Raw genomic sequence first — 26,317 nt, forward strand, 5'->3', positions numbered from 1 at the left:
GGAACGGGCCCGGGCGGGCTACTTCCCGGCGTTCTTCTGATCCTGCTCCATGGCCTCACGCAGGCTCTTCGGCCGCATGTCGGTCCAGTTCTTCTCGACGTATTCGACGCATGCCTGACGCGAATCCTCACCGAAAACGATCCTCCAGCCCTGCGGGACCTCGGAGAACGTAGGCCACAGGGAGTGCTGGTCTTCGTCGTTCACCAGCACGTAGAAGCGGCCGTCTTCGTCGTCGAACGGATTGGTGCTCATCTAACCTCGCTTGTCGCGTACGGGTTGTCTGCGCTCAGCCTAGCAAGGCTGCCGCTGAGATCTCGATGAGCGAGAATCGAATTGAGAATCTCTCCTGCGCGCACCGCGACATTGGACAGCAACGACGCTGTCAGGCCGTGGGTCTTCTCGGTCCCGCCCTGCAGGTAGATGCCCCCGCGAACCCCCGGACCGGCCTCGAGTCGATAGTCGCGGCCGACCCCACGATCGACGCTCACCTCAGGCAGCGACGCGCCGAACAACGACTCCAACGGCGCCGCCGAGAACCCGGTCGCCAGGACCAGGGCGTCACAGGTCAGCGTGTCGGTCAGGCCGTCGATCGAACTGCGCACCGACACCTCGATACCGTCCTCGACTTCGCGGACACCCTCGATCTCGGACGCACGGCGCATGAACAGACGCCGCTCACCCCGGACGCGCTCCTGGTACTCGGTCGCGTACAACTCGTTGATCAGGTCGATGTCGACGACCGAATAGTTGGTGCTGCGATGCAGTTCGAGCAGCCGAGCACGTTCCCCCGCCGGCGCGGCGTGCAGTTCGTCCACTGTGTCCGGATCGAAGATCCGGTTCGCATACGGACTGTCGTCGGCGGGGCTGAACCCGAAGCGGGAGAACACACTGTGCACCTCGGCGCCGGGATAGTTGGCGTGCAGGTACTGCACCACCTCGGCGGCGCTCTGCCCGGCGCCCAGGACCACGAACCGCTGATGCACGGGCTCGGGCAGTTCCGCGATCCGGAACAGGAACTGATGGTTGTGGAAGCAGCGCACGGACGGGGTTGCCCACTCCGGCAGCCTTTCCCGCAGCCCGGCACCCACCACGACATTGCGGGCGTGCACCGTTCGTCCGTCCCTCGTCTCCACCGCGAACCGGTCCGCGACGCCGGACGCGTCGGTGACGGCCTCGACCCGGTCGACGACCGCGCCGTAGCGGACATCCGCCTCGACCCGCTCCGCCGCCCACTGCAGATAGTCCTGGAACTCGAGGCGGGTCGGGAAGAACGTCTGGTGGTTGACGAAGTCGACGAGCCGCTCGCGGGCGTGCAGGTAGGCGAAGAAGCTGTAGCCACTGCAGGGATTCCGGAACGTGACCAGGTCCTTCGGGAATGCGATCTGCATGGTCGCGCCGTCGAGGAGCATGCCCTGGTGCCAGCCGAACTGATCCTGCTTCTCGAAGAAGCGAGCGGCGATCCTCGCATCGGGAGCACACTCCCCGTTGTGCTCCTCGATCGCGATCGCGAGCGCGAGGTTCGCCGGCCCGAATCCGATCCCGACGACATCGAGCGGCGCCTCGAATGTGTCCCCACTGCCGGTTCGTCGACTGTCAGTCATCGCTCATCGTCCGTCCTCGTCGCACCGGCACCCCGATCTGGCTTTGCATCTTGCGTTGCAGAAGATAGCAAAGGCTATCCTCAGTCGGGGATGCTACCAACTAGGAACCGACTGCGCTCTTCGTCGCGCGAGCCCCTTGTGCACGCCCGGCTCACGCCCGCGTGGCGCCGCCGGTGACCACGTCCAGCAACGCCGGAATCTCACGGGCCCAGCGCTCGACGGTGTCCCGATCGAGAACTCCTGTGGAGAAATCGAAACCGGCCCGCACCGGACCCCCACCAACGGCTTCATGGAAGCGCAGCGTCAACTCCGCCGAGGGCATCCCCACCGGAACCGCAAGCAGTCCGTCGAGGACACCATCGGGGACGTCGAATCGGGGCCGCTCGTCACGAACGAGCATCACCTGCGGGTCCCGTGCACCCGCCCTACCGTCGAGTACTGATGCGACACAGTCGAATCCGACATCCTGGTGACCCAGCGCCTCACGGTTCGACGACCGGACGCGTGCCAGCAGCTCGTCGAACCTCGGCGATCCACTCGTGTCGGTACGCAGCACCACGACATTGGCGAAGCAACCGACCAGGCCGGCGAGCGCGTCCTCGGTGCGTCGCGCGACCAGCGAACCGATCGGAATATCTTCCCCCGCACCATGCCTGGTGAGGATCGTCGCGAGCGCCGCCTGCAGCACCGTGAACGTGTCGGTGTCCGTACGGTCCGCGAGCCGGTCGATGCCGTCGCGCAGCGCCGCCCCGATCTCGATCCGGACCGTCTCGCGCCGAGGCTCACGGACGCCGGCGGGAGCAGGAAGATGGAGCCGAGGAACCATGCCCGACAGCCGATCCCGCCAGTAGTCGAGCTGCCGGGCGTGCCTGCTGTCGGGGTCGCGCGGATCTCCCAGCAGCCGGGCCTGCCAACGGACGTAGTCCGGGTACTCCACCTCGAGAGGCGCCCACTCCGGCCGCGCACCGCCGGACCGCGCGGCATACGCGGACAACAGGTCTGCGAGCAGCAGCCCCACGGACCGATCGTCGACCGCCAAGTGGTGCATGGTGAGGAGCAGCACCCGGCGGCCGGCGTCGTCGCACACCAGGTGCAGCCGAAGCGGTGCCTCCTCGGTGAGGTCGATCCGTAGCTGCGCGAGACCGTGGACCCGGCGCTGCAGGTCGTCGTCACCGATCTCGATCACCTCGAGGCGCGGACGCGGACCGTCGGTCGCGAGCACCTCCCGACCGTCCAGCGCGAACACCGTGCGCAGCGGAGCATGTCGCTCGACGACGTCGTCGAGCGCGCGCGCCAGGTGCTCGCGATCGACCGATCCGGTCAGATGCAGCGCCAGCGCGTGGTCGGCGCGGGCCGACCTGCCTGCCGCGCGATGCCGCAGCCAGTGCAGGCGCTGCGACGGCGCGAGCGGCACCGGCCCGGACCCGTCCGTCGGGGCCAGCGCGGGGCTGCGGTCGTCGTCGGTCGTCGGATCGAGCGTGCCGACCGTGGCCATCGGGTCCGCGAAGAACTGGGACAGGAAGTGCACCAACCGATCCTGGTGCCGGAGCAGTTCGGTGCGCCGACCTGCGGGCGCCCGCAGGTCGATGCGGACGGGTTCGCCGTCCGTGCCGCCCTGGATGGAGAAGTCGAGGTCGCGGACCGGTCCGGTGACCAGCTCCCGAACCCGGACCGGCGCGCCGCCGAGTGCGACCGGATGCTCGAACATCATGGAGTTGAGGCCCGGACCGAACACCCGCCGGTCCGGGTCGATCGCGTGGACCTCACGCTCGAGTTCCTCGCCGCGGTAGCGGCCGTGGCGCAGCGCCGCCACCAGCCGGACGTCGATCGCGCGGGCGAGTTCCCCGACGGTGGCGTCCGGATCGACGTGGAACGTCACCGGCAGGATCGTCGACACCGCGCCCGGCGTGCGACGCAGCGCGGGCCCCACGCGGGCAGCGATCGGCACGGACACCGTCAGATCGCGCAGCCCGGTGATGCGGTGCAGATAGGCGACGAGCAGCGCCATCGGCAGTCGGCTCCGACGGATACCGACGTCGGCGGCGAACGCGGACAACGCATCCGCGATGCCGGCATCGATGTGGACGGTGGTCGATTCGGGTGGCGCCGAGGCATCTCCGCCGGCGCACAGCAGCGGCGGCTCCGGTGACTTCAGAACCTCGGCAAGCCAGTACTCGCGATCCGCGGCGAACCGGGCCGAGCCGCGGTAGCCGAGGTCCGCGTCGACCAGATCGCGCAGCACCCACTCCCCCGGCGACGATTCGAGGTCGGGGTCGGCGCAGCGGGCGGCCGTGTCCGCGGCGAGCAGCGCGATCCCGCGACCGTCGACGAGGGCGTGATGGTAGCGCTGATACCAGACGGTGTGGTCGTCGGCGAGCCGCAGCAACGCGTGCGCGAACAGCGCGTCGGACCCGGTGACCTCGACGCGGGTCCGCAGGTCCCGGTCCATCCACGCCTGCGCGGCCGCCTCGGGATCGGCCGCGTCGCGCAGGTCGACCACGTCGACCGACCACCCGTCGGGCGGTGTCGGCACCTGCCACAGCGTGCCGTCCGCCTCGACCCGGAACCGCACGTGCAGCGCCTCGGCGTGGGTGACGGTGCGGCGGATCGCCTCCGCGGTCCGGTCCAGGTCGATCGGACCGGTGACGTCCACGACGAGCGACAGGTTGTGGGCAGTGCTCTCCGGGTTCTGCTGCTGCGCAACGAGAATCCGGGACTGCGCAGCGGTCACCGATAGGCCGGTCATGTCCTGCAGCTTCCTTCAGCCCGTCGTGTCTCAGTCCGCGAGGAAGTCCAGAACCACCTTGTTCACGGCCTCGGGACGCTCGAGGTAGCCGTAGTGCCCGGTATCGGGAATCTCCTGGTACGTCGCACCCGGGATCGCGTCGGCCAGTTCCTTCGACAGGTAGGCAGGGATCATCCGGTCGTCCGCGAAGCCCACGGACAGACACGGACGGGTGATACCACGGTACGCGGCGGCGCGGTCGAAGTCGCGGTCCATCGCGAGCTGCGCCCGCACACCGGCCGACGTCTTGCCACCGGAGAACTCGAAGACATCGAGCCAGTCCCGCGCGGCATGCTGGTCCGCGAGCGTCGCCGGCGACAGGTTCATGACGGCCGTGACGGCGGCCCGGTACTTCGACGGCAGCGTGATCCCGGCATCCTCGAGTTCGCGCTCGCCCTCGTTGAGGGTCCGCTGGAACTGGTCCATCCGGGCGTGGCCCGCGAGGAACACCGCCTTGCGCACCAACTCCGGACGCGACAGCGCCAATTCCTGTGCCACCCGGGCACCCATCGACGTGCCCACGACATGCGCCGGGCCGCCGCCACCGAGCAGCTCCATCAGCCCCGCGGTGTCGGCCACCATGTCCTCGATCGTGATGCCGTCGACGCTCTCCCCCGACGGAGCGATCCCGCGGTTGTCGAACGTGCACACCCGATACCCCGCGGACAGCAACGCCGGGACCTGATGCAGGTCCCACACCCGGCCGGGGCTGCCGGTCCCCATGATCAGCACGACCAGGTCGCCGTCACCCTTGACCTGGTAGTTCAGAGGAATCCCGTTGATGGTGGCGATGGGCATGTCGGCCTTCCTCGTGACGTTCCGGCTGGTTGCGATCCGGGGCAGGAGGCACCCGATCCTGGGGCAACGGTACCCCGCGGTCCGCCCCGGACCCGGATCGCGAGGCGGTGCCGGCCGTCACCGTCTCGAATGCACCGCCCATCCGAGTTGCACCGAATCGCGTCGGTACTCCTCACCCGATTGATACCGTCCCCGACGGCACCGCGGAGATCACTTCGCCCCACCGGGCACGGCATCGGCCGGGCCGAGACCTCAGGAGACACGAATGGGAATGCTCACCTTGATCGGCCGCCTGTTCGGCTTCGACCCCAAGGACGCCGTCCCGGCGCTGCTCGACCAGCTGCTGGCCGCGTCGAGCGCCGCACAGGAGCCCCCCGCCGGCCAGTAGGACCACGGCCGCTCACTCGCCGGACCGCCGCACCACGGTGCCGCGCCGGTACTCGCGCCCGCCCCACACGCCGGACTGCTGGGCGGCCACGGCGAAGTCGCCGCACGCGGTCGCGATGGGACATCGGGCGCAGACCCCGGCGGCGTAGTCGAACGGCTCGCTCGGGTCCGGAAACCAGCGGTCAGGGTACTGGTCGCCCCGGCAGGCGGCGACGCCCCAGTCGGTGGTGTCGTCGGTGATCGGCAACAGGTCGGCCAAGGTCGGGGTGGCCATCGTTCTTGCCTCCTCTCGGGGCGGTCACTGCGTCGGGGTCAGGTCGCGCCAGATCGCGCGCTGACGCTTGAGGTCCTCACGCGGCGCCCGGGGAACCCACAGCAGCGGCATCCCGGCTTCCTCCGGGGTCCGGTCCGCCTTGCGTCCGTTGCAGTCCGCGCAGGCGGCGACCAGGTTGTCGTACGTGTCTCCGCCGCCACGACTGCGGGGGAACACGTGGTCGACCGTGCGAGCGCCGGTTCGCCCGCAGTACGCGCACCGGTAGTGATCGCGCACCAGGATCGCCGGGAACGTGGCCCGGGAGTGGTCGTCGACGACCGGACGCGGTGGCGTGTGAACGTATTCGAGCAGCTGGATCGTGCGCGGGAGCGGGAACGCGATGCGCTGGGAGCGGACCACGAATCGCGGGGTGTGCTCGATCAGCGTGACGGCGAGCTCTTCGGCAAGCAGCACGACTGCCCGCGCGGCGGGTACGACATCGAAGTCCTCGTAGGTGGCATTGAGGACGTGGACGCGGGTGTTCATCCAGGTGCGTGCGGTAATCGCGGTGGAGGAAGAATGGGCCATGACTATCGACAACCTCGTTCTCTCGCAAAGGGAGTAGCGGGTTCTCGAGGTGTGTGCGGCCCGTAGCGGCCTGAGTCGGCCGGCGGATCACCCGAAGGTGACGATTCTGTCGGGGCGTGCACGCCCCGAGAGGTGGGGCGTCAGAGGACGCGGAATCCGGCTGCAGTGCCGGGGTTTTCGGAAATCCGGTCCAGGCACTGAACCAGCGGATGCTGCCTGCGCTGCAAATACGTGTTCATGCACATCCGACTGTTCCTTCCTGATCGCGTGGCGGCTTCCGGGCGCCCAGTGTGCCACTGACCTGAGCCAGAGGCGACGGATTTGTTTCGACACCTGCCGGGTACGGCGCTGCCACGCCTGCCGGCTCGTCGCACCATGAGCGGCCGCAGTACATGAGCGAATCCGGGGCAGCTTCGGCCCCGGATTCGCTGTCCTCGAACGGACTTCTACCGCCTGGCGCTCCACCGAGGGGCGGAACATACGGTCACTGTCGGCTGAAGCGAGGGGCCGGCTCGTTGCCGATCTCGGCCTGCACCGCCGCGGCCTCGGACTCGAGACACGCCCCTATCGCGAATTCAGACCACGGCGGGCGTGGTCAACCGGCCCGCCCGTTTCAGCGCTGCGGCGTACTCCCCCTCGATCGTCTCGACGATCGTGCTCACCGATTCGATCGAGTGGATGGGCGCGAGTCCCTGACCGGCAGCCCAGACGTCCTTCCATCGCTTCATCGATTCCGCACCGGCGGTGTAGTTCTTCTCCCCGGTCGGCGATGTCAGGTTGTCGGGATCGAGTCCACAGGCCACGAGGCTGGGCTTGAGCCACGAGGCCGGGGTGCCGGTGATCGCCGAACTGATCACGAGGTCGTCGACCCCGTGGTCGACGACCATCTGCTTGTACCCGTCCACGGCCATGCTCTCCGCGGCCGCCAGGAACCGGGTGCCCATGTAGACCAGGTCCGCACCGGCGGTGACTGCGCCCGCGACACCGTGGCCGTCGCTGATGCCGCCGCCGACGATGATCATCCCGTCGAAGAACTCGCGCACGGCCGACGTGAACGCGAAGGGCGACAGGTGACCCGTGTGGCCTCCCGCGCCGGCCGACACGCAGGCCATGCCGTCCACTCCCGCATCCGCGGCCTTGTGTGCCAGGCGCAGATTCACGACATCGGCGATGACCGTGCCGCCGTAGCCCTTGACGATGTCCATCACGGGTTTCGGGGACCCGAGAGCGGTGATGACGATCTGCGGCCGGTACTCGGCGATGAGGCGTAGGTCGTCCGCGAGGCGGGCGTTGCTGCTGTGGGTGACCACGTTTGCCGCCCACGGGGCGACCGGGTCTGCGCCGGCCTCGGCCGCACGCAGGTCATCGGTGATCGATCCCATCCAGGTGTCGAGGTCGGCCGCGGTGCGGCAGTTCTGAGTCGGGAACGAGCCCACGATGCCGGCGGTGCACGCGGCGGTGACGAGTTCCGGGCCGGACACCAGGAACATCGGTGCCGCGACGACCGGCAGGCGCAGGCTGGACAGGAACGAATTGGTCATGGTGTCTCCTCTGTCTGGAGCAGTCGGTGCAAGTGTTGGCGTGGGTTCACGATGCCGCTCGGACGAGGGCGTCGAGCAACTCGGTGGCCGCCGCCCGATCGACCTTTCCCAGCGCGGTCAAAGGGAGGCAGTCGACGCGGTGCGCTGCCTTCGGGCGTTTGTAGTCGGGCAGGCGAGTGCGACTTTCCGCCAGCACGACGTCGCCCTCGACCCTCGCGTCGGTTGCCGAGGTGTACGCGGCGACGATGCGCTGTCCCCACACCTCGTCCGGCAGCCCGACGACGACGACATCGTCGACCCCGGGGATCGCGGAGATCGCTTCCTCCACCTCGCGTGGATAGACGTTGTATCCGCCGGTGATGATCATGTCCTTGCTACGGCCGGTCAGGTGGATGTAACCGTCCGGGTCGCGGTAACCGAGATCGCCCGAGTACAGGTGGCCGTCGACGTGACTCTTGCCCAAATCGGTTCGCGTGCCCGCATTGTGATAGCCGGGACTGACGGCCGGGCCGGCGACGACGAGCTCACCGACCTCCCCGTCGGGGACGGTGGAGCCGAGGGTCCGGAACGCTATGTCCGCCTCGGGGCAGGGGCGCCCCACCGAGCCGAGGAGTCCTGCCCCCTCGAGTACACCGCGGCGGTGGTCCTCCGCCGTCAGCACGGTCAGTGGCGGGATCGCCTCCACCATTCCGTAGTACTGAACGAGATTGGGCGTGATGCGGTGGAATGCCTGGCGAACATGTTCGACCGGCATCGGTGCGCCGGCGTACGCGAGCATCCGGATACGACGCATCACCGACAGCCGGTCGTCGTCGAAGTCCAGCAGTCGGGCGATGACCGTGGGCACCAGAGCCGTGTGTGTCGCGGCGTGGGTCTCGACGGCGTCGATCAGGCCCGCGGGACTCACGTGGTCGAGCAGCACCTGCCGCCCACCGGCCTCGAGGAACGGCAGCACGAACAGGCCACTGGTGTGAATGACGGGGCCCGCGTGCAGGAACACCGCCCGCTCGGCTCCGTCGAGGGTGCCGGCGAGCACGTGGTCGCGCATCGCGCCCAACGAGGCCAGTCGGTTCGCGTGTGTCCGCTGGGCTCCCTTCGGGATGCCTGTGGTCCCGGACGAATAGTGCAGCGCGCACAGAGAACTCGGCTCGGGTGTGGCAAAGGATGCGCGGCCCGCGACACCGGCCGCCAGCTCGTCGAGCGAAGGCCCGATCGACGATGTCCCGTCAACGGTGATCACGGTCGGCGTGTTCGTCCGGGCAGCGAACTCGGCCGCGCCGTGGATCCGGGGGTCGACGATCAGCGCTTCCGGTTCACAGTCGTGGACGACGCGTTGCCAATCCATCTGACCTACGCGCGGATTGAGCGAGACCCGGACGAATCCACCGATTGCCAGTGCCAGATCGACCTCGACCGCGGCAGCGGAGTTGCCGAGTAGGACCACGACCCGACTCCCCACTGCGATCCCGAGTCCGTGCAGGCCCCCGACCAGCGCGTGCGCCCGATCGGACAGTTCGGTGAACGTTCGAGCCTCGCAGCTGTCCTCGATCGCGACCGCGGGCCCGTACCGGTCGGCCGCGGTTCGAACTACGTCGGCTATGGACATGAAGCTTCCTCCATTCGCTACAGTTATTGAAGTAGACAACGGCGGGCGCATTTCCGCAAGGGCCGCACCCCGACCGCACAGGAGGAGTCCCCATGACCCAACGCCTTGCCCCATCCGACCGACGCGCACCGTGGGTGATCGATGCAGTCCGGACCCCGTTCGGCTCGGCACGAGGGGCGCTCTCTCATGTGCGGGCGGACGACCTGGCCGCGCTTCCGATCGCGGAGCTGGTCCGTAGGCATTCCACGCTCGATCCCGGCCGCATCGACGACGTCGTGTGGGGAAATGCCAACGGCGCGGGCGAGGACAACCGCAACGTGGCCCGGATGGCGCTGCTCCTCGCGGGGCTTCCCCACACGATTCCCGGAGTGTCGGTCAACCGACTGTGCGGTTCCGGTGCCGAGGCAATGTTGTCTGCGGTCAGGCGCGTCGAAGTGGGCGACGCCGAGATCGCAATCGCCGGCGGCTCGGAGAGCATGAGCCGCGCTCCATACGTACTGCCGCCGGTGGACTCCGCGTTTCCTCGGTCGATGGAGCTGATTCCCACCACCGTCGGGTGGCGCATGCCGAACCCCCGATTCCCCGCGGCCTGGGTCGAGACGCTCGGCAGGTCGGCGGAACTGGTGGCGCAGCAGGTGGGCGTCGGCCGACTCGAACAGGACGAATGGGCGCTTCGGTCCCATGAGCTGGCGGGCCGTGCGTGGGCGGACGGCGTGCACGACGGCTTCGTCGCGCCGTACCCGGACCTCGACCGCGACGAATCGATTCGCGACACCGACCTTGCGACCCTGTCCGCGCTACGGCCGGCCTTCTCCAGCGGCGGCAGCGTCACCGCCGGGAATTCCTCTCCGATCAGCGACGGAGCGGTCGCGGCCCTGGTGGGTACCGGAGCCGCTGCCGACGACCTCGGTGTCGAACCGCTCGGCCGGGTTCTGGCCTCGGCGGTCGTCGGCACCGAGCCCGACAAGTTCGCGCTGGCGCCCGTGGCTGCCATCGCGAAGGCCCTGGACCGCACGGGTCTCGGGCTCGCCGATGTTCGAGTGCTCGAGCTCAACGAGGCATTCGCCGCGATGGTCCTGTCCTGCCTCCGTGAACTGCCCGGCATCTCGGTCGATCGGGTCAACCCCTTCGGTGGCGCCATCGCGCTGGGCCATCCGCTCGGCGCATCGGCGGCCCGGATGGTGGTGGATTGCCTGCGTCATCTACGCCGGCTCGGCGGGGGAATCGGGGTCGCGGCTGCGTGCATCGGAGTGGGCCAGGGCATCGCTATTGTGTTGGAGGCCTGACAGACGATCCGACAGGATGCGATCGTCGCGGGCAGTGCCGAGAGGTGGGTGACGTGGCCGAATCCGGGGCCGCCGCGCCTCAGAGTCCGGTTGCTCAGACGATCGACCTACTCGGTGACCGGCTGACTCTTGCCATCCTGCGCGAGGCCTTCGTCGATCACGTGCGGCGCTTCAGCCAGTGGATCGACCGCACCGGCGCTCCACCGGCCATGCTGACCGCACGACTGAACGCGCTGGTGGAGGCCGGCCTGATGGAGCGCCGGCCGCAGCAGAACGGCGGCGACCGGCACGACTACCTCCTGACCGAACTCGGCATCGCGACGTGGGAGATCCTGGCCAGCGTCTGGGCGTGGCAGCGCGAGTGGTCTCCGGAGGGGTTGTTGCAACCCGAGTTGGTGCACATCGACTGCGGCCACCGGGGACCACCGGCGATGATGTGTCGGCACTGCGACGGAGCCGTCGGCACGCGGGATGCGCAACTCGAACTGGATCCCGAATCGCTGGTTCTCGTGGCACGGAGCGGGCGACGGCGATCGACACGCAATGCCCCGTCGGTGAGCCGGGTCGACCTGCAGTTCACCGAGGTCATGGAGGCGATCGGCGACCGCTGGAGCGCCCTGGTCACAGGCTTGGCGCTGTCGGGGGTTCGCCGCTTCGGCGAATTCCAGTCGATCCTGAAGATCTCGCCGACCACGCTCACCGAGCGACTGGTCCGGCTGTCCGACGTGCAGATACTCACCCGGAGCGAACACGGCGGCGGTCGCGAGTACGTGTTGACACCCCGCGGCCGAGGACTGTTCCCGATCTTCGCGTTCATGCTGTCGTGGACGCAGGTCGCGCATCCCGATGCGCTCCCGCTGGGTCCGAAACTCCGGCACCCCGACTGCGGTTCCTGGCTGCTCCCGGCGCTGCGCTGCCGCGGATGCGACGCCAGGCTGGAACGCACGTCCGTGCGCTTCGAGCCCTTCCCGTTCGGCACTCAACTCCCGCGCTAGGCAGAGCACTCTCACGAAGCACTGTCACCAAGCGGTCCGACGTCGTCGACCGTTGACAACCTCCACTGTGTCCTGGTTCACTTCAATAACAGTAGTTACTTCGGTCGAAACGGACAACGTCCTCATCCGAAACGCATCGCCCCGATGACTGACTGATCTCGCCCAACTCTGTTGACACAGGAACGAGCGCCCATGTTCTTCGAAACCCACCTCGAACTGCTGAAGGCCGCGGCCGAGGCCAACCGCACCCGTGCCGCGTGGACCGGGTACGCGGCTGTCACCCCGCCCGACGCAGCACAGTCCGACGCCCTCGTGGGGGCCTACGACGGTGCCACCCTGACGCTTTCGTCTCCCACCGCCTCGGTGATCACCGCCGACGAGGTCTCGCCGTACACCGGGAAGGCGCTCAACGTCAGCTACAGCGCACCGTCCGTGAACGAGGCGCTCGTGGGCGCGGCGACCACCGCCACCGCGCTCCGCGATGCGGGCGTCGAGCGGCGGGTCGGCGTCTGCCTCGAGGCACTGCACCGGATCCACCTGCGCGGCCAGGAGTTCGCGGCCGTCACCTCGCACACCACAGGGCAGAGCCTCAACATGGCCTGCAGTGGCAGCGGGACCAACGCGCTCGACCGCGGCCTGGAGGCCGTCGCGATGGCCTGGTCCGCGATGACACGGGTGCCCGAGAACGTCACCTGGCAGCAGAGATTCGGCAAGTCGGACGTAACGCTGCGCAAGCGGTTCCGTACCCGGCCGATCGGCACAGCGCTCGTCGTGGCCTGCGCCTCGTTCCCCGCCTGGAACGCCTACCCCGCGATCCTCGCGAACCTCGCGACCGGAAATCCGGTGCTGGTCAAACCGCACCCCCGATCGGTGCTCGCCACCGCACTCGCGGTGGAGGTGATTCGCGAGGTGCTGGCCGAGGCGCAGCTGCCCGCCGATGCCGTCCAGCTCGTGGTCGACACCGTCGACGCTCCCATCGCCGGTCAGCTCGCCACGAGCCCCGAGGTGCGGATCGTCGACTTCACCGGCAGCCCCACGTTCGGGTCGTGGCTGGAACGAAACGTCCCGAACGCCCTGGTGTTCACCGAGACCGCGGGCGTCAACACCGTCGTCCTCGATTCCGTGTCCGACCTCTCGGCGGCAATGCGCACGCTCGCCGGGGGTCTCGCGCTCTTCAGCGGCCAGATGTGCACCACCCCCCAGAACATCTACATCCCCGACGCGGGCGTGCGCACGGACGACGGCGTGATCGCCCGAGACGACGTCATCGCGGCCCTCCTGTCGGCGATCGACGACCTCGCCGGCGCACCTCGGCGTGCCGGGGCCGTCTGCGGCGCGCTTCAGTCCGACGCGACGCTGCACTCGATCACCGCCCTGGCCGACGCAGCCGGGGCGAGCGGGACCCTGCTCCGCAGGCCGACGCCCTACGCCCATCCGGACTACCCCCAGGCCCGGGCGGTGACGCCGCTGATCATCCGAGTCGACCCGCGGCGGGACGCATCGCTTCCCGACGGCGAACAGTTCGGCCCGGTCGCCTTCATCGTCGATTGCGCCGACACCGCGTCCGCGGTCGAACACGCGACCGCGAGCGTCCGCCGTCACGGCGCGATCAGCTCGTATCTCTACTGCACCGACGACGCGGTCGTCGACGAGGTGGCCGACGCGTATGCCGACGCCGGCGCCTCCCTCTCGGCGAACCTGGTGTCCTCGATGCCCATGCAGTTCGCGGCTGCCTACAGCGACTATCACGTCACCGGCCTCAACCCGGCGGGCAACGCGACCCTCACCGACGAGTCCTTCATCGCCGGGCGATTCCGCATCGTCCAGGATCGTCGCCAGGTCGAGGGGCAGTGACCATGTCCCAGTTCTCATCCGGCGTCTACATCTACGACGCGGTCCGCACGCCGAAGGCCCGGGTCCGGCGCCAGGGCGGCACGTTCGCCGACGTACCCGCACACGAACTTCTCGCCCAACTGCTGTCCGCCCTGCAGGACCGCGGACTCGCTGCCGAGACGGTCGACGATGTCGTAGTCGGCACCAGTACGGCCGTCGGCGAACAGGGCGGCAACGTCGCCCGTGCCGGCGTGCTCTGGGCCGGCTGGCCGGACCACGTCGGCGCCGGGGTGGTCTCCCGCCTGTGCTGCTCGGGACTTGACGCGATCGAGTCCGCCTCCGCCAAGGTGGCGTCCGGCATCACCGATGTCGTCGTCGCCGGCGGGGTCGAGTCGATGTCGCGTGTGCCGATGTTGTCGGACCGGCCGGCCTTCGTCTCCGACGAGGAGCTCGGCGACCGCACGGGCTACGTGACCATAGGGGTCTCCGCGGATCTCACCGCAGTCGAATATGGTTTGGCGCGAACGGATCTCGATGCCTACGCGGTGACCTCGCACCAGCGTGCCGCCGCGGCCCCGCCGTCCCGGTCGGTGATTCCGGTCCGATCGGGCGCCACCACGATCCTCGAGCGGGACGAGGGACCCCGACCGAACGTCAGTCTCGAGTCACTCGCCGAACTCGCGCCCCTCTTCGCGGAAGATCCGTCGTGGAGCCGGGTGGCGATGCGCCTGCCCGCCGTCGGGCGTCCGGACGGCGGACTGCACACCGCCGCCACCGCCCCGCAGATGGCGGACGGTGCGGCGATGGCGGTCTTCGGATCCTCCGCAGCGCGTGATCGTATCGGCCACGACCCGATCGCGGAGGTGGTGGGCGTCGCCCAGGCCGCCGTGCGCTCTCCGCTGCTGACGGCATCCGTCACCGCCTCCAGACGGGCCCTCGCGAACGCGGGGATCACCGCCGGGCAACTCGACGTGATCGAGGCGAACGAATCCTTCGCTGCGTCCGTCCTGGTGACGATCCGGGAGCTGGGGCTCGATCCGAACAAGGTCAACCCGCTCGGCGGATCGCTCTCCACCGGTCACCCGCTCGGTGCGAGCGGTGGAGCCCTCCTCGTCAACGCCCTCGATCAGCTCTCCCGCATCGACGGCGAGTACGCCCTGGTGACGATCCCGGCCGCGCTCGGGCTCGGTGCCGCCGTCGTCGTCCGCCGACTCCGCTGACCACCGCCCCAGACCACTGCACGAAAGGACGCCATGAACGCCATCTCGGAAGGCCACGCCGCCAACCGTTTACGCCCGTGCCATCCCGACAGTCGTGTCGACGACTACCTCGAACACCGCTGGTGGTCGCCGCTGACCGTGCTGGACCTCCTCGACAACCAGATCCGAAGCCGCGGCGACGCCCCGGCAGTGACCGATCCGACGAACCTGCCCGCGCTGTGCGGAATCGAACCGGAGGCACTGAACTGGCAGGAACTCGACTCGCGCGTCGACGACCTCGCCGCCAAGCTGCACGAATCGGGTATCGGTCCCGGCGATGTCGTGGCGGTGCTGATGCCCAACTCCGTCGCCCTGACCGCGACCTACTTCGCCCTGTGGCGTCTCGGAGCGATCGCGGCCCCGATGCCGGCCTCGTACCGGCGGCACGAACTGACCCGAATCGTCGAATCCGCCTCGGCCGTCGCGGTGGTCACCGTCAGTACCTTCGGCGACCGCGCCCCGTCCGAGGAGTCGCTCGACCTGATCGACGAGCTGCCCTCACTGCGCACCGTGTTCACCTTCGGCCCGGCCGCCTCGAGCGGCGCCAGGCCTCTGGACGCGGCCCCTGCCACCGACGAATCGCTCGACGCCGTGCGACGCCTTTACACGGCACTGCCCCGATCGGTGAACGACTGCATCACCATCTGCTGGACCAGCGGCACCGAGGCGGCCCCCAAGGGCGTGCCGCGCTGCCACGGTGACTGGATCGCGGTCGGCCAGGCGGTCCAGGACGGCCTCGAGACCGACACTGCGTCCGTCATGCTCAACCCGTTCCCGATGGTCAACATGGCCGGGTTCGCGACGTCGCTACTGCCGTGGCTGCTCGGCGGCGGCCACCTGATCCACCATCACCCGCTGGACATGGCCGTGTATCTCGATCAGCTCCAGCGTTATCGGGTCACCCACACCAGCATGCCGCCCGCGATCCTGACCATGCTGCTGCAACGCGAGGACCTTCGGACCGCACACGACCTGTCGGCGCTCCGCCGGGTGGGGTCGGGCGGTGCTCCGCTGCCCCCCGGCGTCGTGCGTGACTGGCAGTACTCGCTCGGCGTCGAGGTGCTCAACTTCTTCGGGTCGAACGAGGGCGTGTGCATGCTCGGCGCCCCGTCGGACACGCCGGACCCGTTGATCCGGGCCGAGTACCTGCCGAACTACGGCGCACCGGACAGGTCGTGGGCCACCGAGGTGGCCGAGCGCACGTCGGCGCGCCTGGTGGATCTGGCGACCGGTGAGCAGGTCACCGAGGTCGGTGGGCGCGGCGAACTCCGACTCAAGGGACCGACCATCTTCGCCGGCTACCTCGAGGGAACCGCGGCTTCGAGCCCGTTCGACGAGGACGGATACCTCTGCAGCGGAGACATCTTCGAGCTCTGCGGAGAGAACGGCGAGTACCTCAGGTTCGTCGACCGGAGCAAGGAGATCATCATCCGGGGCGGGATGAACATCGCTCCGGCCGAGATCGAGGGGATCCTCATCGAGCATCCCGCCGTCGCCGACGTGGCGATCGTCGGGTACCACGACGATGTTCTCGGCGAGAAGTGCTGCGCGGTGGTCGTTCCCACGACCGGAGGTGAGCTCGCCCTCGAGGACCTGGTGAGCTTCCTGCGCGCGAAGGAGGTGGCATCGTTCAAGCTGCCCGAGCGGCTGGTCACGGTCAAGCAACTCCCCCGGAACCCGGTAGGAAAGTTGCAGCGTCGCGACCTTCGCGGCGCGGTCGCGAAGGTCGGCTGACCATGGGATCACCAGATGTCGGCGGCGCACCGGTCGGCATGCCGCGAGAGACGCCGACCGGCTCCGGCGGGTACATCGCCGCCGAGATGACCGCGATGCTCGAGGGGCGGTTCCCCGGTCTGGTCGGTATGCGCATCATCGAGGCGACGGCGACAGCGGTCACCGGCGAACTCACCGTTCGCGAAGAGTTGCTGGCGCCGAACGGATACCTGCACGCGGCCACCGTCGTGGCCTTGGCCGACACCGTGTGCGGTGTCGGCGCGCGGCTGGCGCTGCCCGCCGAGGCATCCGGATTCACCACACTCGAACTCAAGACGAACTATCTCGGAACCGCACGGTCCGGAACCGTCACCGTGGCGGCGACACTCATCCACGGCGGACGGCGCACCCAGGTGTGGGACGCCACGGTCCGCGACAACGCGGGGATCACGATCGCGCTCTTCCGATGCACCCAGATGGTGCTGCACCCCGCGTCACCGCAACAACATTCATCCACTCGACCCACCCTCCACACCACCGAAGCGGAGTAGCCATGACTTCCCCTCAGCCCGGTGCGAGCGGCGACCTCGTTGCCGTCGCGCGCCCGGTCGACGCCATCGACGACAACCCGTACACCCTCGGGGTGTTCGCACCCGTCGACGACGAACTCACGCTGGACGACCTCACCGTCATCGGTGAGATCCCCAAGGACCTCAACGGTGTGTACCTCCGCAACGGCCCGAACCGGCAGTTCGAGGCGTCGGGCCGTTATCACATGTTCGACGGCGACGGCATGATTCACGCCGCCCACTTCGAGAACGGGAAGGTGCGGTACCGCAACCGCTACGTCCGGACCAAGGCGTTCCACGAGGAGTCGGATGCGGGCCGCGCCCTGTGGACCGGACTCATGGAGAACCCGAAGGACAACCCGTGGGGCAACGGACACGGTCTCGGGATCAAGGATTCCGCCAACACCGACGTCATCTACCACCGCGGCCAGGTCCTGGCGACGTGGTACCTCTGCGGGACTCCCTACGCCGTGGACCCGCTGTCCTTGGAAACTCTTGGTGCACAGGATTTCCTGGGGACTCTTGCCGGCGACATGATGGCACACCCCAAGGTCGACGAGGCCACCGGCGAACTGATCTGGTTCGACTACGGGCCCGACCAGGACTTCCTGGGCTACGGCATCATCGGCGCCGACGGTCGTCAGACGCACCTCACGCAGATCGATCTGCCGGGTCCGCGACTTCCGCACGACATCGGGATCACCGAGAACTACTCGATTCTCATGGACCTGCCGCTGGTGCAGGATCACGACGCGCGCCGGGCCGGCAAGTACCGGATCTTCTACGATCAGGAACTCCCCGCTCGTTTCGCGGTCATCCCGCGTCACGGGAGTGGCACCGACGTGCGCTGGTTCGAGGTCAAGCCCTGCTACATCTACCACGTCGTCAATTCGTGGGAAGAGGGCGACGAGATCGTCATGGACGTGTGCCGGGTGAAGAACCCGCAGCACCAGACGACTTTCGCCTCACCGCTGTCGAACATGCTCGCGTACATGCGACTCGACGCGCAGCTCTACCGGTATCGGTTCAACCTGCGCACCGGCACCACAGTCGAGACCGAACTCGACAATGCCAACATCGAGTTCCCCAGCGTGGATTCGAGGGTGATGGGCCGCTCGCACCGGTACTCGTACAGCATGAGCCTCGGCAACGAGCCGACCCTGCTCTTCGACGGTCTCGTCCGCTTCGATTCGCTGACCGGCACCAAGGAGGAGCACAAGTTCGGTTCCGGCCGTTGGGGTTCGGAGGCCCCCTTCGCGCCGCGTGACGGATCGACCGGAGAGACCGACGGCTACCTGGTCTGCTTCGTCAACGACGAGGCCGAGGACCGGGGCGAGATCGACATCTTCGACGCCCAGGACGTCGCGGCGGGACCGATCGCGCGGGTGTTGCTGCCGCGCCGGGTTCCCTCCGGCTTCCATGCCACCTGGGTGCGTGCCGATCAGTTGGCCGAGGCCCGCGCGTAGAAGAAGGACCCTCGGCCCGTGTGGTCGGGCCGAGGGCGCGTCAACCCGCGGACCACAGGAGAATCAGATGACGGACCCCGTCTACGTGCTCGGAGGAGCCCAGACCGACTTCGCCGGAGAACTCTTCGCAGGACAGGCCCAACTCGGCGGCATGGTGGTTGCAGCCGTACCGGGACTCGACGGCCTACCGAGTACACGGCACGAAGCGGCTTGCGCCTCCGGCAGCACGGCAGTACTCGCCGCATGTGCGGACATCGAGTCCGGCCGCTACGACGTGGCACTGGTCGTCGGGGTCGAGTTGATGCGAAATGTGTCCGCGCAGAAGGCCGCCGAGTACTTGGGTTACGCGGCGTGGGCGGTTCGGGAGGCGCCGGGCGTGAAGTATCCGTGGCCCGTGCGCTTCGCCGACATCGCGCGGGAGTACGACCGGCGTTACGGCCTCGATCATGCGCATCTGGGTGTTCCCGGCTGGATCCTTCGACGTGAACGACGAGGTGAACCCCACGGTGGAGGGGATGCTCCGCAAGACCGACTGCGGACGTATCACCGACGGCGGTGCCGCCGTAGTGCCGGCAGGGCCGACGTTTGCTCGAGAATGGGCACAGCGGACGGGCGCCGACCTCGACCAGGAGGCGACCATTGCAGGGTTCGGCCACCGCACCGCGACCCTGCTGCTCGCGGACAAGATCACCCAGAGCGCCGACCGGAACTACCTCTTCCCGCATCTACACGGCACCGTCGAGGACGCATACCGGCGCGCGGGGATAGCAGGGGTAGCCGACCTGGACGTCGCCGAGATCCACGACTACTTCACCATCAACGGTCTGGTCACACTCGAGCATCGCCCGACGCGCCCTCACCGTGAACATCGGTGGATCGTTCACGACCGCGGTGTCCACGGTCGTCGTCCGAGGTACCCGCTGAGCGCGAAATGCGGTGGACGAGCACCCACAGCGCCACACTCTCCGGATCGGGGCTCGGCGCGCGGCCGTCCGGCCCGATCCGAAGTGGCGGGCGCTCTCGTCCGCCACTCCGGATCGTTCCGATCGACGGTCAGCGAGTGAAGGTCAGCGTCACCGCAGGGGACGCGTTGCCGTACGCGTCCACCGCCACGACCTCGGCGTCGTACGCGTTGCCCACCACCGCGTCCGGGACGGGGATGTCCAGGGAGTTGGGGCGCGGCATGAAGTAGAAGTCCGAGAGGACCTTGGACGAGACGACCTTCGTGCCGGACGTCGTGTCCGTGATGTCGACGCGGTAGTGGTGGACCATCTGGTCGTCACGGGCCTGCTCGATCCGCACGGCGGTCGCGCCGTCCGGTCCCGTTACCGCGGACAGCGGTGTGGGCGAGGAGAATTCCGGTGCGACAGTGTTGCGTGCGGCGGACGTGTAGCGGAAGTTGTCCTTGATCTGCGGGCTCGTCGATCCCTCCAACTCCACGGTCCAGCTCGAGCCGCTGAGGGTGCCCGCGCTCGAGTACGGCGGCTGCCAGTTCGCGGACCACTGCCCACCGGTGTAGATGTCGTGCTTGTCGGCGGCCATGTTGATCCGGCTGATCTCCGCGCGGTCCTGGTAGACCTCGACGAAGAGTGCCTGCGAGGTCGGCGACTCGAAGCGGTTCGCGAGACCGGTCTCGGTGACCATCTGGTAACCACGGTCGAACTCGATGTACGACATCGAACCGTCGTTCACCGCCGTGAAGTCACGCTGGTGGATCGACCGGTCGTCGTTGTTGTTCAGATGCGAGTGGCCGGAGAAGTAGATCACCTGAGGGAATGCCTTCAGGTCCTCGGCCAGACGCGGGTTGGACGCCTGCTGTCCGTCCATCGCGGTCCCGGTGGTGGGGCGGTGCCCCTGGACGAGGATCGGCTCGGTGAGGTTCGCCGGATCGGCGGTGATCTCGGTGAGCCTGCCCTTCAACCAGTCTCGCTGCGCCGTGTCGTTGTTGTACGTCTCCGTGTTCAGCGTGAGCACGTGCACGCCGTTGACGTTCGATTCGTAGTAGCCCCCACCGGAATCCGGGAACCACTCCCGCGGGTAGCCTGCCCGGACGTCGTCGAGGTACGCGTCGTGGTTGCCGTAGGACATGAGCACCTGGGTGTCGGCCATGCCCTTGCGGTCGAGGTTCTCCTGGAAGATCCGCGAGACGATCTTGTGGTCCGGCCCCTTGCCGTTCCAGTTGTCGTTGATCATGTCGCCGTTGGACAGGATCGCGTCGGGCTTCGGGAAGATCGATCCGATGGTGTCGAAGAAGCTCTCGTACTTCTTGGTGTTGTTCTCGTAGTCGCCGACGTGGACGTCCGACATCACCACGATCTCGGCGATCGGCTTCTCCGTGGTCCTGATCAGGTACCCGAACGAGACTGCGGCGCTCGCGTGGTCGCCGCGGAACGCGACGGCGGTGACGTTCGTGTCCTCCGCGATCTTCAGCGGACGACCCGGCTTGTAGGCCAGGCTGTCCCGGGTCGGGGTCGTGCCGTCGAGCGTGTAGCGGACGGTTGCTCCCCGTTCGGTATCGAACTTCAGCTCGACGGGGTGCTCGTACCGTCCGCCGGGAACGCTGACGCCGGGTGCGGCCGGCGGTGCGTCGTCCGGTCCGGCGGAGCTGCCCCATGCGGGGCCGAGGCTTCCGGTGCTGCCCCACGCGGGCTCCGCCTGGGCGACGCCCGGGGCGGCGAGCGCCGCGGTCACGGCGGCAATCACAAGAGTTTTGCGTCTCACGAGGATTCCTTGTCTTCGGCGCGGTCACCAGACCCGATCCGGTAATTGGTCTGGACCAATCAAGCTAGGCGGCCCCGGGTAGTGGCAGGTGCGCCCCGGTTGGCCGCCCGATGAAGGACACGTGAACATCGGCCGCATCTGCCGCCGGGTGTCGCGAACGAACGAGCGGTTCGACGATTCGCCTGCTGTCACCGCTTCGAAACGGCTACCCTCCCACCGAATCAGCGAGAGGCACCGGGCCACTCGCGCCCGAAGCCAGTCGCGAGGACCCATGGGATCGACTCGTTCCGCCGTCAATCGACTTCTCCTACTGATCCTGGGCCTGCTCGCCCTGGTCGCGCCCGTGCTCGCCGCGCCGCTCGCGAGCGCCGACCCGAACACCGACACCACCCCCGCGATCCGGCTCGAGGGTGCGAAGAACTTCCGCGACATCGGTGGCTACGAGACCACGGACGGCAAGCAGGTCCGCACCGGCCTGGTGTTCCGCTCGAACCGGCTCAGTTCACTCACCGACGCCGACCTCGCGAAGCTCACCGGCGCGAACGTCACCCTCGACGTGGACCTGCGAAACAAGTGGGAGCGCAAGGACGACCCCGACCGGATCCCGGAGGGCGTCCGCTACCAAGTGGCCGACGTCGTCTCCTTCGAGCACGGGATCGCGTTCCACGAGTTCGTGCCGCTCACGTTGGGCCGCGCGCTGATCGACGCGGCGGTCAACGGATCGTCGGACGTCGGGCAGTCCATCGGCTACCCGTTCATGGTCACCTATCGCGGCTCGGACGTCGCGTTCCGCGACCTGCTGACCGCGATCGCCGGCAACACCGACGGTGCCACCGTCTACCACTGCAGCGCCGGCAAGGACCGTACCGGCTGGGGCACCGCGATACTGCTGACACTGCTCGGCGTCCCGAAGGAGACCGTGTACGCGGACTTCCTCGCCAGCAACACCTACCTCGGCCGCTCCGACGCCGTCGAGAAGTCCTGGCTCGACGCGTCCTTCGCTCAGGTGAATCGGCTCTACGGCAACGTCGAGAACTACGTGCGCGAGGGACTCGGAGTCGAACAGCAGACCATCGACGCCCTACGCGCGAAGCTGCTGGTCTGACCCGACGCCCTGCTGCGCATTCGGGCCGGTCCCCTGCCAGGCCACCCACAGCTGCGCGTAACGCCCACCCGCACCGACCAATTCGGCGGGTGTGCCCTGTTCCACGATCCGGCCGTGCTCGAGCACCACGACGCGGTCGGCGGCTGCGGCCTGGGTGAGGCGGTGCGCCACCACGAGTGTCGTCCGGCCGAAGGTCGCAGCGTCGGCGGCCCGTTCCAGTTCGCGGGCCCCGGCGCTGCCGGCCTCGGCGGTCGCCTCGTCGAGGACCGCGACCGGCGGATCGGCCAGCACCAGCCGGGCCAGTGCCAGCTCCTGTGCCTGCGCCGCCGTCAGTACGTGGCCGCCCTCGCCCACCACCGTGTCGAGACCGGCGTCGAGCGCGCGCACCCATGCCAGCGCCCCGACCGTGTCGAGTGCGGTGGTGACCTCGTCCACGGTCGCGTCCGGCCGGGCGAGGCGCAGGTCCTCGATCAACGGCCCCGCGAACACGTGCACCTCCTGGCTGACGATCGCGACGTGACGCCGCAGTCGGTCACCCAGGTCGGCGATCGGCACGCCACCGATCCGCACCGTGCCCGACGTCGGCAGCAGCGAACCCGCCGCCAGCGCCGCGAGCGTCGTCTTGCCGGCGCCCGTGGAACCGACCAGCGCCACCCGCTCCCCCGGCTCGATCCGCACACTCACCCCGTGCAGCACCTCGTGGCCGCCGTCGTAGCTGTGCCGCAAGTCGATCAGCTCGAGTGACGCGTCGGCCGGGTCGGCGCCCGCGTCGGGCTCGTCCGCCTCCGGAATGCGCAGCACGCCGATCAGCCGGGCGAGACTCGCACCGGCAGACTGCACCTCGTCGAACGTGTAGAGCAGCGTGCCGATCGGGTTGAACAGTCGATGGAACAGCAGGGCCGCCGTGGTGGTCTGACCGACGGTGACGACGTCCTGCCTCACGAGGACGAACCCGGCCGCGAGGATCACCGCCAGCCCCACGTACTCGGCGCGGTTGCCCCGCCCGGCGAAGCGGGTGAACAGCCCGAACACCCCGACTGCGACGTTGCGCGCGTCCGCCGACGCCCGGTCGATGTCCGCGAGGTGGCGGTCTTCGAGGCCGTACGCGCGGACCGTGCGCACGCCCTGCATGCTGCTGATCAACGCCTGCGAGCGCCGCCCCATCGCGACGCGCTCCTCGGCGTAGAGCGGGCCCGACCGCGGCAGGTACCAGCGCAGCGCGAGCACGTACATCGGTAGCGCGACCATCCCCGCCAGGCCCAGCCGCCAGTCGATCCCGAGCATCGCCACCATACTCAGCACCACCAGCAGCAGCGCCGAGACCAGGCTCGGCACGACGTCGGCGACGGCCTTGCCGATCACCGCGACGTCGTCGCCGACGCGGGAGAGCAGATCGCCCTTGCCGACGCGCTCGACCGTGGGGATCGGCAGCCGCAGCGCCCGCGCCACCACCCGCTCCCGCAGTCCCGCCAGCGTGCCCTCGCCCAGTCGCGCGATGAGATACGAGCCCAGCCCGGTCAGCGCGCCGGCCACGACCGCGGCGGCCGTGATCACCGCGACGACACCGACGATCGTCGACGCCGGGGCACCCTCGCGCACGCGGTCGACGAGGACACCGAACACGTACACCGGGACCACCGCGGCCGCGGCAGCGATCAGCCCGACGAGCAGGGTCAGCGTCGCCAGGCCCTTGCGTCGGCCCAGTTCACCGCGCAGCCAGCGCCAGCTCTCCGACGCCGACGCGATCGGCAGCAGCCGCTGTTCCGAGGCGCTCATCGCAGTACCGCCTTCCGGTAGTTCTCGTCGGTGGCCGACAACCCGGCATGGGTGCCCTCCGCGGCAACGCGGCCGTCGGCGAGGACCACCACGCGGTCGGTGACGGACAGCAGTGCCGGGCTGCTGGTGATGAGGATCGTGGAGTGCGCGCGGGTGCCGCCGTGCCGGCTGTCCGCGACGCCGGCGGCGATCGTGTGCTCGGTGACGGCGTCGACCGCGGTGGTGGGATCGTGCAGCACCAGCACCGGGGCCTGTGTGGCCAGCGCCCGGGCGAGCGCGACCCGCTGCCGCTGACCACCCGACAGACTCGCACCGCGATCGGTGACCTCGTGATCGAGACCGTCCGGATGCGCGTCCACGACGTCGACGGCGGCTGACGCCCGCAGCACGTGCTGGACCGCGTCGTGGTCGGCGTCCGTGGCCCCGGCCGTGACATTGGAGTGCACGGTGCCCGCGAACAGATCGGTGTGGTGCGGTTCGACGAGGACCGTGCGGCGCGCGTGCGTCAGACCCAACTCGGTGACGTCGACGCCGCCGATCCGCACCTCACCGTCGCGCCGGTCGGACGGCACCTGCCCCGACAGGACCTCGGCGAGCGACTCGGCATCCTCGGGCCGGTACGCAACGATCCCGAGCAACTCCCCCGGCGCGACGTCGAGCGTGACGTCGTCGAGGGACCGGTACGCGACCGACCGCAGCCGCACGTCGCTCGCACCGGACGGCTCGACGGTCCCGCTCGGCAGCAGCGGGTCGGCGTCGAGCACCAGTGCGAGACGATCGGCCGACGCCCGCGCGTTCGCGTAGAGACCGGGCACCCGGGCGAGCATGCCGAGCGGTTCGGAGATGAACTGCGCGAGCCCGACGACGGTGATCAGTTCGCCGACCGAGATGCGGCCGTCGAGGGCGAACCAGCCGGCGAACCCGGCGACCGCCACGGCGAGCAGCGAGCTGACCGTCGTCGACACCCCGACGAACACCCCGGTCGCCTTCGCCGCCCGTATCGTCGCGGCCAGCGCGCCCCGGCTGACCTCCCGGTAACGCTGCGCCGCGGTCGCCTCCGCACCGACACCCCGCAGCGGCCGCAGACCGCTGACCAGATCGGTCGCCATGCCCACTGCCCGCGCCGTCGTCTCCTGCTGGGCCGTCGCCCGCCGGATGATCAACGGCGCCGCCAGCTGCAGCAGACCGAGCACGACCGGCGTGCCGATCAGCACCGCCAGACCCAGCGGCACGTCGATCCACAGCAGCGCGATCGCAGACGCAATCAGTGCGGTGAGCGCGGCCGCGACGCGCGGGACGACGTCGAGGATCCAGGCCTCCCGGTCCGCGTCGGACGTCGACACCGTCAACAGTTCACCCGCCCGCAGGTCGGTGCGGACCCCGCGCGGATCGAGGATCCGGCCGGCGACCTCGACACGGAGCCGGTGTGCCTCCTGCTGGACCGCGACGACGATGAATCGAGCACCGAAACGCCACGCCGAGGTGAGCACCACGAACAGCACGGCGAGCGCCGCCAGCCACACCACCAGCGCGGTCACGTCCCCGGTCTCGATCGCCCGGTCGACGATCACGCCGATCGCGATCGGCACCGCCGTTTCCGCCACCTGATGCAGGCTCACCAGCAGCGTGCCCGCGATCAGACGCGCACGATTCCGTGTCAACGTGCGGCGCAGCACCGCGGCACCACCTGCCATCAACCCTCCAGCCCTCGAAAACAGCATGTGTTAGTAGACCCTAACCGGGTGGTGAGTGGCGCTGACCGGGGCAGTTCTCATAGAGTCGCAGTCAGGAACTACCTGCTCGTGAAGTAGCAGCAAGCCGGAAGGAACAAGATGGCCGCGAAGACGACCGCCGAGAACGAGATCGCGGACGAGGACCTCGAGCCCGTAGCCGACGAGACCGCCCGGCAGGCCCAGCGCGTCGTCGCTGCGTATGCCACGGACGCCGACGAGTGCCGCATGCTGCTCTCGATGCTCGGCATCGGACCGATCGCGAAGCTCGACTGACGAACGACGACTGAGGAAAGAGTAGGAAT

The 26,317-nt window shown here is 68.8% G+C and carries 22 protein-coding genes and 1 pseudogene; 12 read left to right on the forward strand and 11 right to left on the reverse strand.

Annotated elements, in window-relative coordinates; all coding sequences use genetic code 11:
* Nucleotides 1–18: 18 nt before the first annotated feature.
* From AC1RIF_RS20480 to AC1RIF_RS20495, 4 genes are all read right to left on the reverse strand, one after another.
* Nucleotides 19–252, reverse strand: a complete 234-nt coding sequence (locus AC1RIF_RS20480) for an MbtH family protein (RefSeq protein WP_031937199.1) — start codon at nt 250–252, stop codon at nt 19–21.
* On the reverse strand, nt 249–1,601 hold the full coding sequence (locus AC1RIF_RS20485) for a lysine N(6)-hydroxylase/L-ornithine N(5)-oxygenase family protein (protein WP_492603201.1): 1,353 nt from the start codon (nt 1,599–1,601) through the stop codon (nt 249–251). Before AC1RIF_RS20485 ends, AC1RIF_RS20480 begins: the two co-directional genes overlap by 4 nt.
* A 151-nt stretch (nt 1,602–1,752) precedes the next feature.
* A complete protein-coding gene (locus tag AC1RIF_RS20490) occupies nt 1,753–4,347 on the reverse strand; it encodes a condensation domain-containing protein (protein WP_492603202.1) in 2,595 nt (864 codons plus the stop codon).
* 30 nt (nt 4,348–4,377) lie between these two features.
* The gene (locus AC1RIF_RS20495; protein WP_492603203.1) at nt 4,378–5,184 is read right to left on the reverse strand and encodes an alpha/beta fold hydrolase; all 807 of its coding nucleotides are present in this window, start codon (nt 5,182–5,184) and stop codon (nt 4,378–4,380) included.
* Nucleotides 5,185–5,449: 265 nt separating this feature from the next.
* Here AC1RIF_RS20495 and AC1RIF_RS20500 point away from each other — a divergent pair, with 265 nt between their 5' ends.
* The gene (locus tag AC1RIF_RS20500) at nt 5,450–5,572 is read left to right on the forward strand and encodes a hypothetical protein (RefSeq protein ID WP_492603204.1); all 123 of its coding nucleotides are present in this window, start codon (nt 5,450–5,452) and stop codon (nt 5,570–5,572) included.
* A gap of 12 nt (nt 5,573–5,584) precedes the next feature.
* Here AC1RIF_RS20500 and AC1RIF_RS20505 read toward each other — a convergent pair whose 3' ends face one another.
* The 4 genes from AC1RIF_RS20505 to AC1RIF_RS20520 all read right to left on the reverse strand — a co-directional run bounded on the left by AC1RIF_RS20505 (nt 5,585) and on the right by AC1RIF_RS20520 (nt 9,559).
* Entirely contained in the window at nt 5,585–5,845 is a 261-nt protein-coding gene (locus AC1RIF_RS20505; RefSeq protein ID WP_492603205.1) for a WhiB family transcriptional regulator, read from the reverse strand.
* Nucleotides 5,846–5,869: 24 nt separating this feature from the next.
* Nucleotides 5,870–6,412, reverse strand: coding sequence for an HNH endonuclease (locus AC1RIF_RS20510; RefSeq protein WP_492603206.1), 543 nt, complete (start codon nt 6,410–6,412; stop codon nt 5,870–5,872).
* A gap of 575 nt (nt 6,413–6,987) precedes the next feature.
* Nucleotides 6,988–7,953, reverse strand: coding sequence for an NAD(P)H-dependent flavin oxidoreductase (locus AC1RIF_RS20515; RefSeq protein WP_492603207.1), 966 nt, complete (start codon nt 7,951–7,953; stop codon nt 6,988–6,990).
* Nucleotides 7,954–7,999: 46 nt separating this feature from the next.
* Nucleotides 8,000–9,559: a class I adenylate-forming enzyme family protein gene (locus AC1RIF_RS20520; protein ID WP_492603208.1), complete on the reverse strand. Its 1,560-nt coding sequence runs from the start codon at nt 9,557–9,559 to the stop codon at nt 8,000–8,002.
* A gap of 92 nt (nt 9,560–9,651) precedes the next feature.
* On the opposite strand from AC1RIF_RS20520, the gene AC1RIF_RS20525 reads away from it, so the two are divergent.
* From AC1RIF_RS20525 to AC1RIF_RS20565, 9 genes and pseudogenes are all read left to right on the forward strand, one after another.
* Entirely contained in the window at nt 9,652–10,845 is a 1,194-nt protein-coding gene (locus AC1RIF_RS20525) for a thiolase family protein (RefSeq protein WP_492603209.1), read from the forward strand.
* 53 nt (nt 10,846–10,898) lie between these two features.
* Nucleotides 10,899–11,840, forward strand: coding sequence for a winged helix-turn-helix transcriptional regulator (locus AC1RIF_RS20530; protein WP_492603210.1), 942 nt, complete (start codon nt 10,899–10,901; stop codon nt 11,838–11,840).
* 192 nt (nt 11,841–12,032) lie between these two features.
* Nucleotides 12,033–13,694 carry an aldehyde dehydrogenase family protein gene (locus AC1RIF_RS20535; protein WP_492603211.1) on the forward strand — a complete coding sequence of 554 codons (1,662 nt, stop codon included), beginning with the start codon at nt 12,033–12,035 and terminating at the stop codon, nt 13,692–13,694.
* A 2-nt stretch (nt 13,695–13,696) separates the two neighbouring features.
* The gene (locus AC1RIF_RS20540) at nt 13,697–14,893 is read left to right on the forward strand and encodes a thiolase family protein (RefSeq protein WP_492603212.1); all 1,197 of its coding nucleotides are present in this window, start codon (nt 13,697–13,699) and stop codon (nt 14,891–14,893) included.
* 33 nt (nt 14,894–14,926) lie between these two features.
* Nucleotides 14,927–16,666 carry a class I adenylate-forming enzyme family protein gene (locus tag AC1RIF_RS20545; protein ID WP_492603213.1) on the forward strand — a complete coding sequence of 580 codons (1,740 nt, stop codon included), beginning with the start codon at nt 14,927–14,929 and terminating at the stop codon, nt 16,664–16,666.
* Between the two features lie 2 nt (nt 16,667–16,668).
* On the forward strand, nt 16,669–17,196 hold the full coding sequence (locus tag AC1RIF_RS20550) for a PaaI family thioesterase (RefSeq protein WP_492603214.1): 528 nt from the start codon (nt 16,669–16,671) through the stop codon (nt 17,194–17,196).
* Nucleotides 17,197–17,198: 2 nt separating this feature from the next.
* Nucleotides 17,199–18,680: a carotenoid oxygenase family protein gene (locus AC1RIF_RS20555; protein WP_492603215.1), complete on the forward strand. Its 1,482-nt coding sequence runs from the start codon at nt 17,199–17,201 to the stop codon at nt 18,678–18,680.
* A gap of 151 nt (nt 18,681–18,831) precedes the next feature.
* A pseudogene (locus tag AC1RIF_RS20560) lies at nt 18,832–18,951 on the forward strand (acetyl-CoA acetyltransferase); the annotation flags it as partial.
* Between the two features lie 175 nt (nt 18,952–19,126).
* Nucleotides 19,127–19,744 (forward strand): beta-ketoacyl-[acyl-carrier-protein] synthase family protein, encoded by a 618-nt coding sequence (locus tag AC1RIF_RS20565; RefSeq protein ID WP_492603350.1) that lies wholly within the window; start codon nt 19,127–19,129, stop codon nt 19,742–19,744.
* On the opposite strand, the gene AC1RIF_RS20570 is transcribed toward AC1RIF_RS20565, so the two are convergent.
* Entirely contained in the window at nt 19,734–21,401 is a 1,668-nt protein-coding gene (locus AC1RIF_RS20570) for a metallophosphoesterase (protein WP_492603216.1), read from the reverse strand. The two genes, AC1RIF_RS20565 and AC1RIF_RS20570, sit on opposite strands and share 11 nt — an antisense overlap.
* Nucleotides 21,402–21,672: 271 nt before the next feature.
* Between AC1RIF_RS20570 and AC1RIF_RS20575 the strand changes: the two genes are divergently transcribed.
* On the forward strand, nt 21,673–22,506 hold the full coding sequence (locus AC1RIF_RS20575) for a tyrosine-protein phosphatase (protein WP_492603217.1): 834 nt from the start codon (nt 21,673–21,675) through the stop codon (nt 22,504–22,506).
* Here AC1RIF_RS20575 and AC1RIF_RS20580 read toward each other — a convergent pair.
* Together AC1RIF_RS20580 and AC1RIF_RS20585 are read right to left on the reverse strand one after the other, a co-directional pair.
* A complete protein-coding gene (locus AC1RIF_RS20580; protein WP_492603218.1) occupies nt 22,483–24,282 on the reverse strand; it encodes an ABC transporter ATP-binding protein in 1,800 nt (599 codons plus the stop codon). The genes AC1RIF_RS20575 and AC1RIF_RS20580 overlap by 24 nt on opposite strands.
* Nucleotides 24,279–25,976, reverse strand: coding sequence for an ABC transporter ATP-binding protein (locus tag AC1RIF_RS20585; protein WP_492603219.1), 1,698 nt, complete (start codon nt 25,974–25,976; stop codon nt 24,279–24,281). Before AC1RIF_RS20585 ends, AC1RIF_RS20580 begins: the two co-directional genes overlap by 4 nt.
* A gap of 138 nt (nt 25,977–26,114) precedes the next feature.
* Between AC1RIF_RS20585 and AC1RIF_RS20590 the strand changes: the two genes are divergently transcribed.
* Entirely contained in the window at nt 26,115–26,288 is a 174-nt protein-coding gene (locus AC1RIF_RS20590; protein WP_492603220.1) for a hypothetical protein, read from the forward strand.
* Nucleotides 26,289–26,317: the final 29 nt, after the last annotated feature.

The organism is Prescottella sp. GW823-FHT02E09, from assembly GCF_058797375.1.

What these genes read in the sequence shown, in the direction of transcription:
- AC1RIF_RS20480 (WP_031937199.1), bottom strand. Translation starts at nt 252, where the DNA reads ATGAGCACCAATCCGTTCGACGACGAAGACGGCCGCTTCTACGTGCTG.
- AC1RIF_RS20485 (WP_492603201.1), bottom strand. Translation starts at nt 1,601, where the DNA reads ATGACTGACAGTCGACGAACCGGCAGTGGGGACACATTCGAGGCGCCG.
- AC1RIF_RS20490 (WP_492603202.1), bottom strand. Translation starts at nt 4,347, where the DNA reads ATGACCGGCCTATCGGTGACCGCTGCGCAGTCCCGGATTCTCGTTGCG.
- AC1RIF_RS20495 (WP_492603203.1), bottom strand. Translation starts at nt 5,184, where the DNA reads ATGCCCATCGCCACCATCAACGGGATTCCTCTGAACTACCAGGTCAAG.
- AC1RIF_RS20500 (WP_492603204.1), top strand. Translation starts at nt 5,450, where the DNA reads ATGGGAATGCTCACCTTGATCGGCCGCCTGTTCGGCTTCGACCCCAAG.
- AC1RIF_RS20505 (WP_492603205.1), bottom strand. Translation starts at nt 5,845, where the DNA reads ATGGCCACCCCGACCTTGGCCGACCTGTTGCCGATCACCGACGACACC.
- AC1RIF_RS20510 (WP_492603206.1), bottom strand. Translation starts at nt 6,412, where the DNA reads ATGGCCCATTCTTCCTCCACCGCGATTACCGCACGCACCTGGATGAAC.
- AC1RIF_RS20515 (WP_492603207.1), bottom strand. Translation starts at nt 7,953, where the DNA reads ATGACCAATTCGTTCCTGTCCAGCCTGCGCCTGCCGGTCGTCGCGGCA.
- AC1RIF_RS20520 (WP_492603208.1), bottom strand. Translation starts at nt 9,559, where the DNA reads ATGTCCATAGCCGACGTAGTTCGAACCGCGGCCGACCGGTACGGGCCC.
- AC1RIF_RS20525 (WP_492603209.1), top strand. Translation starts at nt 9,652, where the DNA reads ATGACCCAACGCCTTGCCCCATCCGACCGACGCGCACCGTGGGTGATC.
- AC1RIF_RS20535 (WP_492603211.1), top strand. Translation starts at nt 12,033, where the DNA reads ATGTTCTTCGAAACCCACCTCGAACTGCTGAAGGCCGCGGCCGAGGCC.
- AC1RIF_RS20540 (WP_492603212.1), top strand. Translation starts at nt 13,697, where the DNA reads ATGTCCCAGTTCTCATCCGGCGTCTACATCTACGACGCGGTCCGCACG.
- AC1RIF_RS20545 (WP_492603213.1), top strand. Translation starts at nt 14,927, where the DNA reads ATGAACGCCATCTCGGAAGGCCACGCCGCCAACCGTTTACGCCCGTGC.
- AC1RIF_RS20550 (WP_492603214.1), top strand. Translation starts at nt 16,669, where the DNA reads ATGGGATCACCAGATGTCGGCGGCGCACCGGTCGGCATGCCGCGAGAG.
- AC1RIF_RS20555 (WP_492603215.1), top strand. Translation starts at nt 17,199, where the DNA reads ATGACTTCCCCTCAGCCCGGTGCGAGCGGCGACCTCGTTGCCGTCGCG.
- AC1RIF_RS20565 (WP_492603350.1), top strand. Translation starts at nt 19,127, where the DNA reads ATGCGCATCTGGGTGTTCCCGGCTGGATCCTTCGACGTGAACGACGAG.
- AC1RIF_RS20575 (WP_492603217.1), top strand. Translation starts at nt 21,673, where the DNA reads ATGGGATCGACTCGTTCCGCCGTCAATCGACTTCTCCTACTGATCCTG.
- AC1RIF_RS20580 (WP_492603218.1), bottom strand. Translation starts at nt 24,282, where the DNA reads ATGAGCGCCTCGGAACAGCGGCTGCTGCCGATCGCGTCGGCGTCGGAG.
- AC1RIF_RS20585 (WP_492603219.1), bottom strand. Translation starts at nt 25,976, where the DNA reads ATGGCAGGTGGTGCCGCGGTGCTGCGCCGCACGTTGACACGGAATCGT.
- AC1RIF_RS20590 (WP_492603220.1), top strand. Translation starts at nt 26,115, where the DNA reads ATGGCCGCGAAGACGACCGCCGAGAACGAGATCGCGGACGAGGACCTC.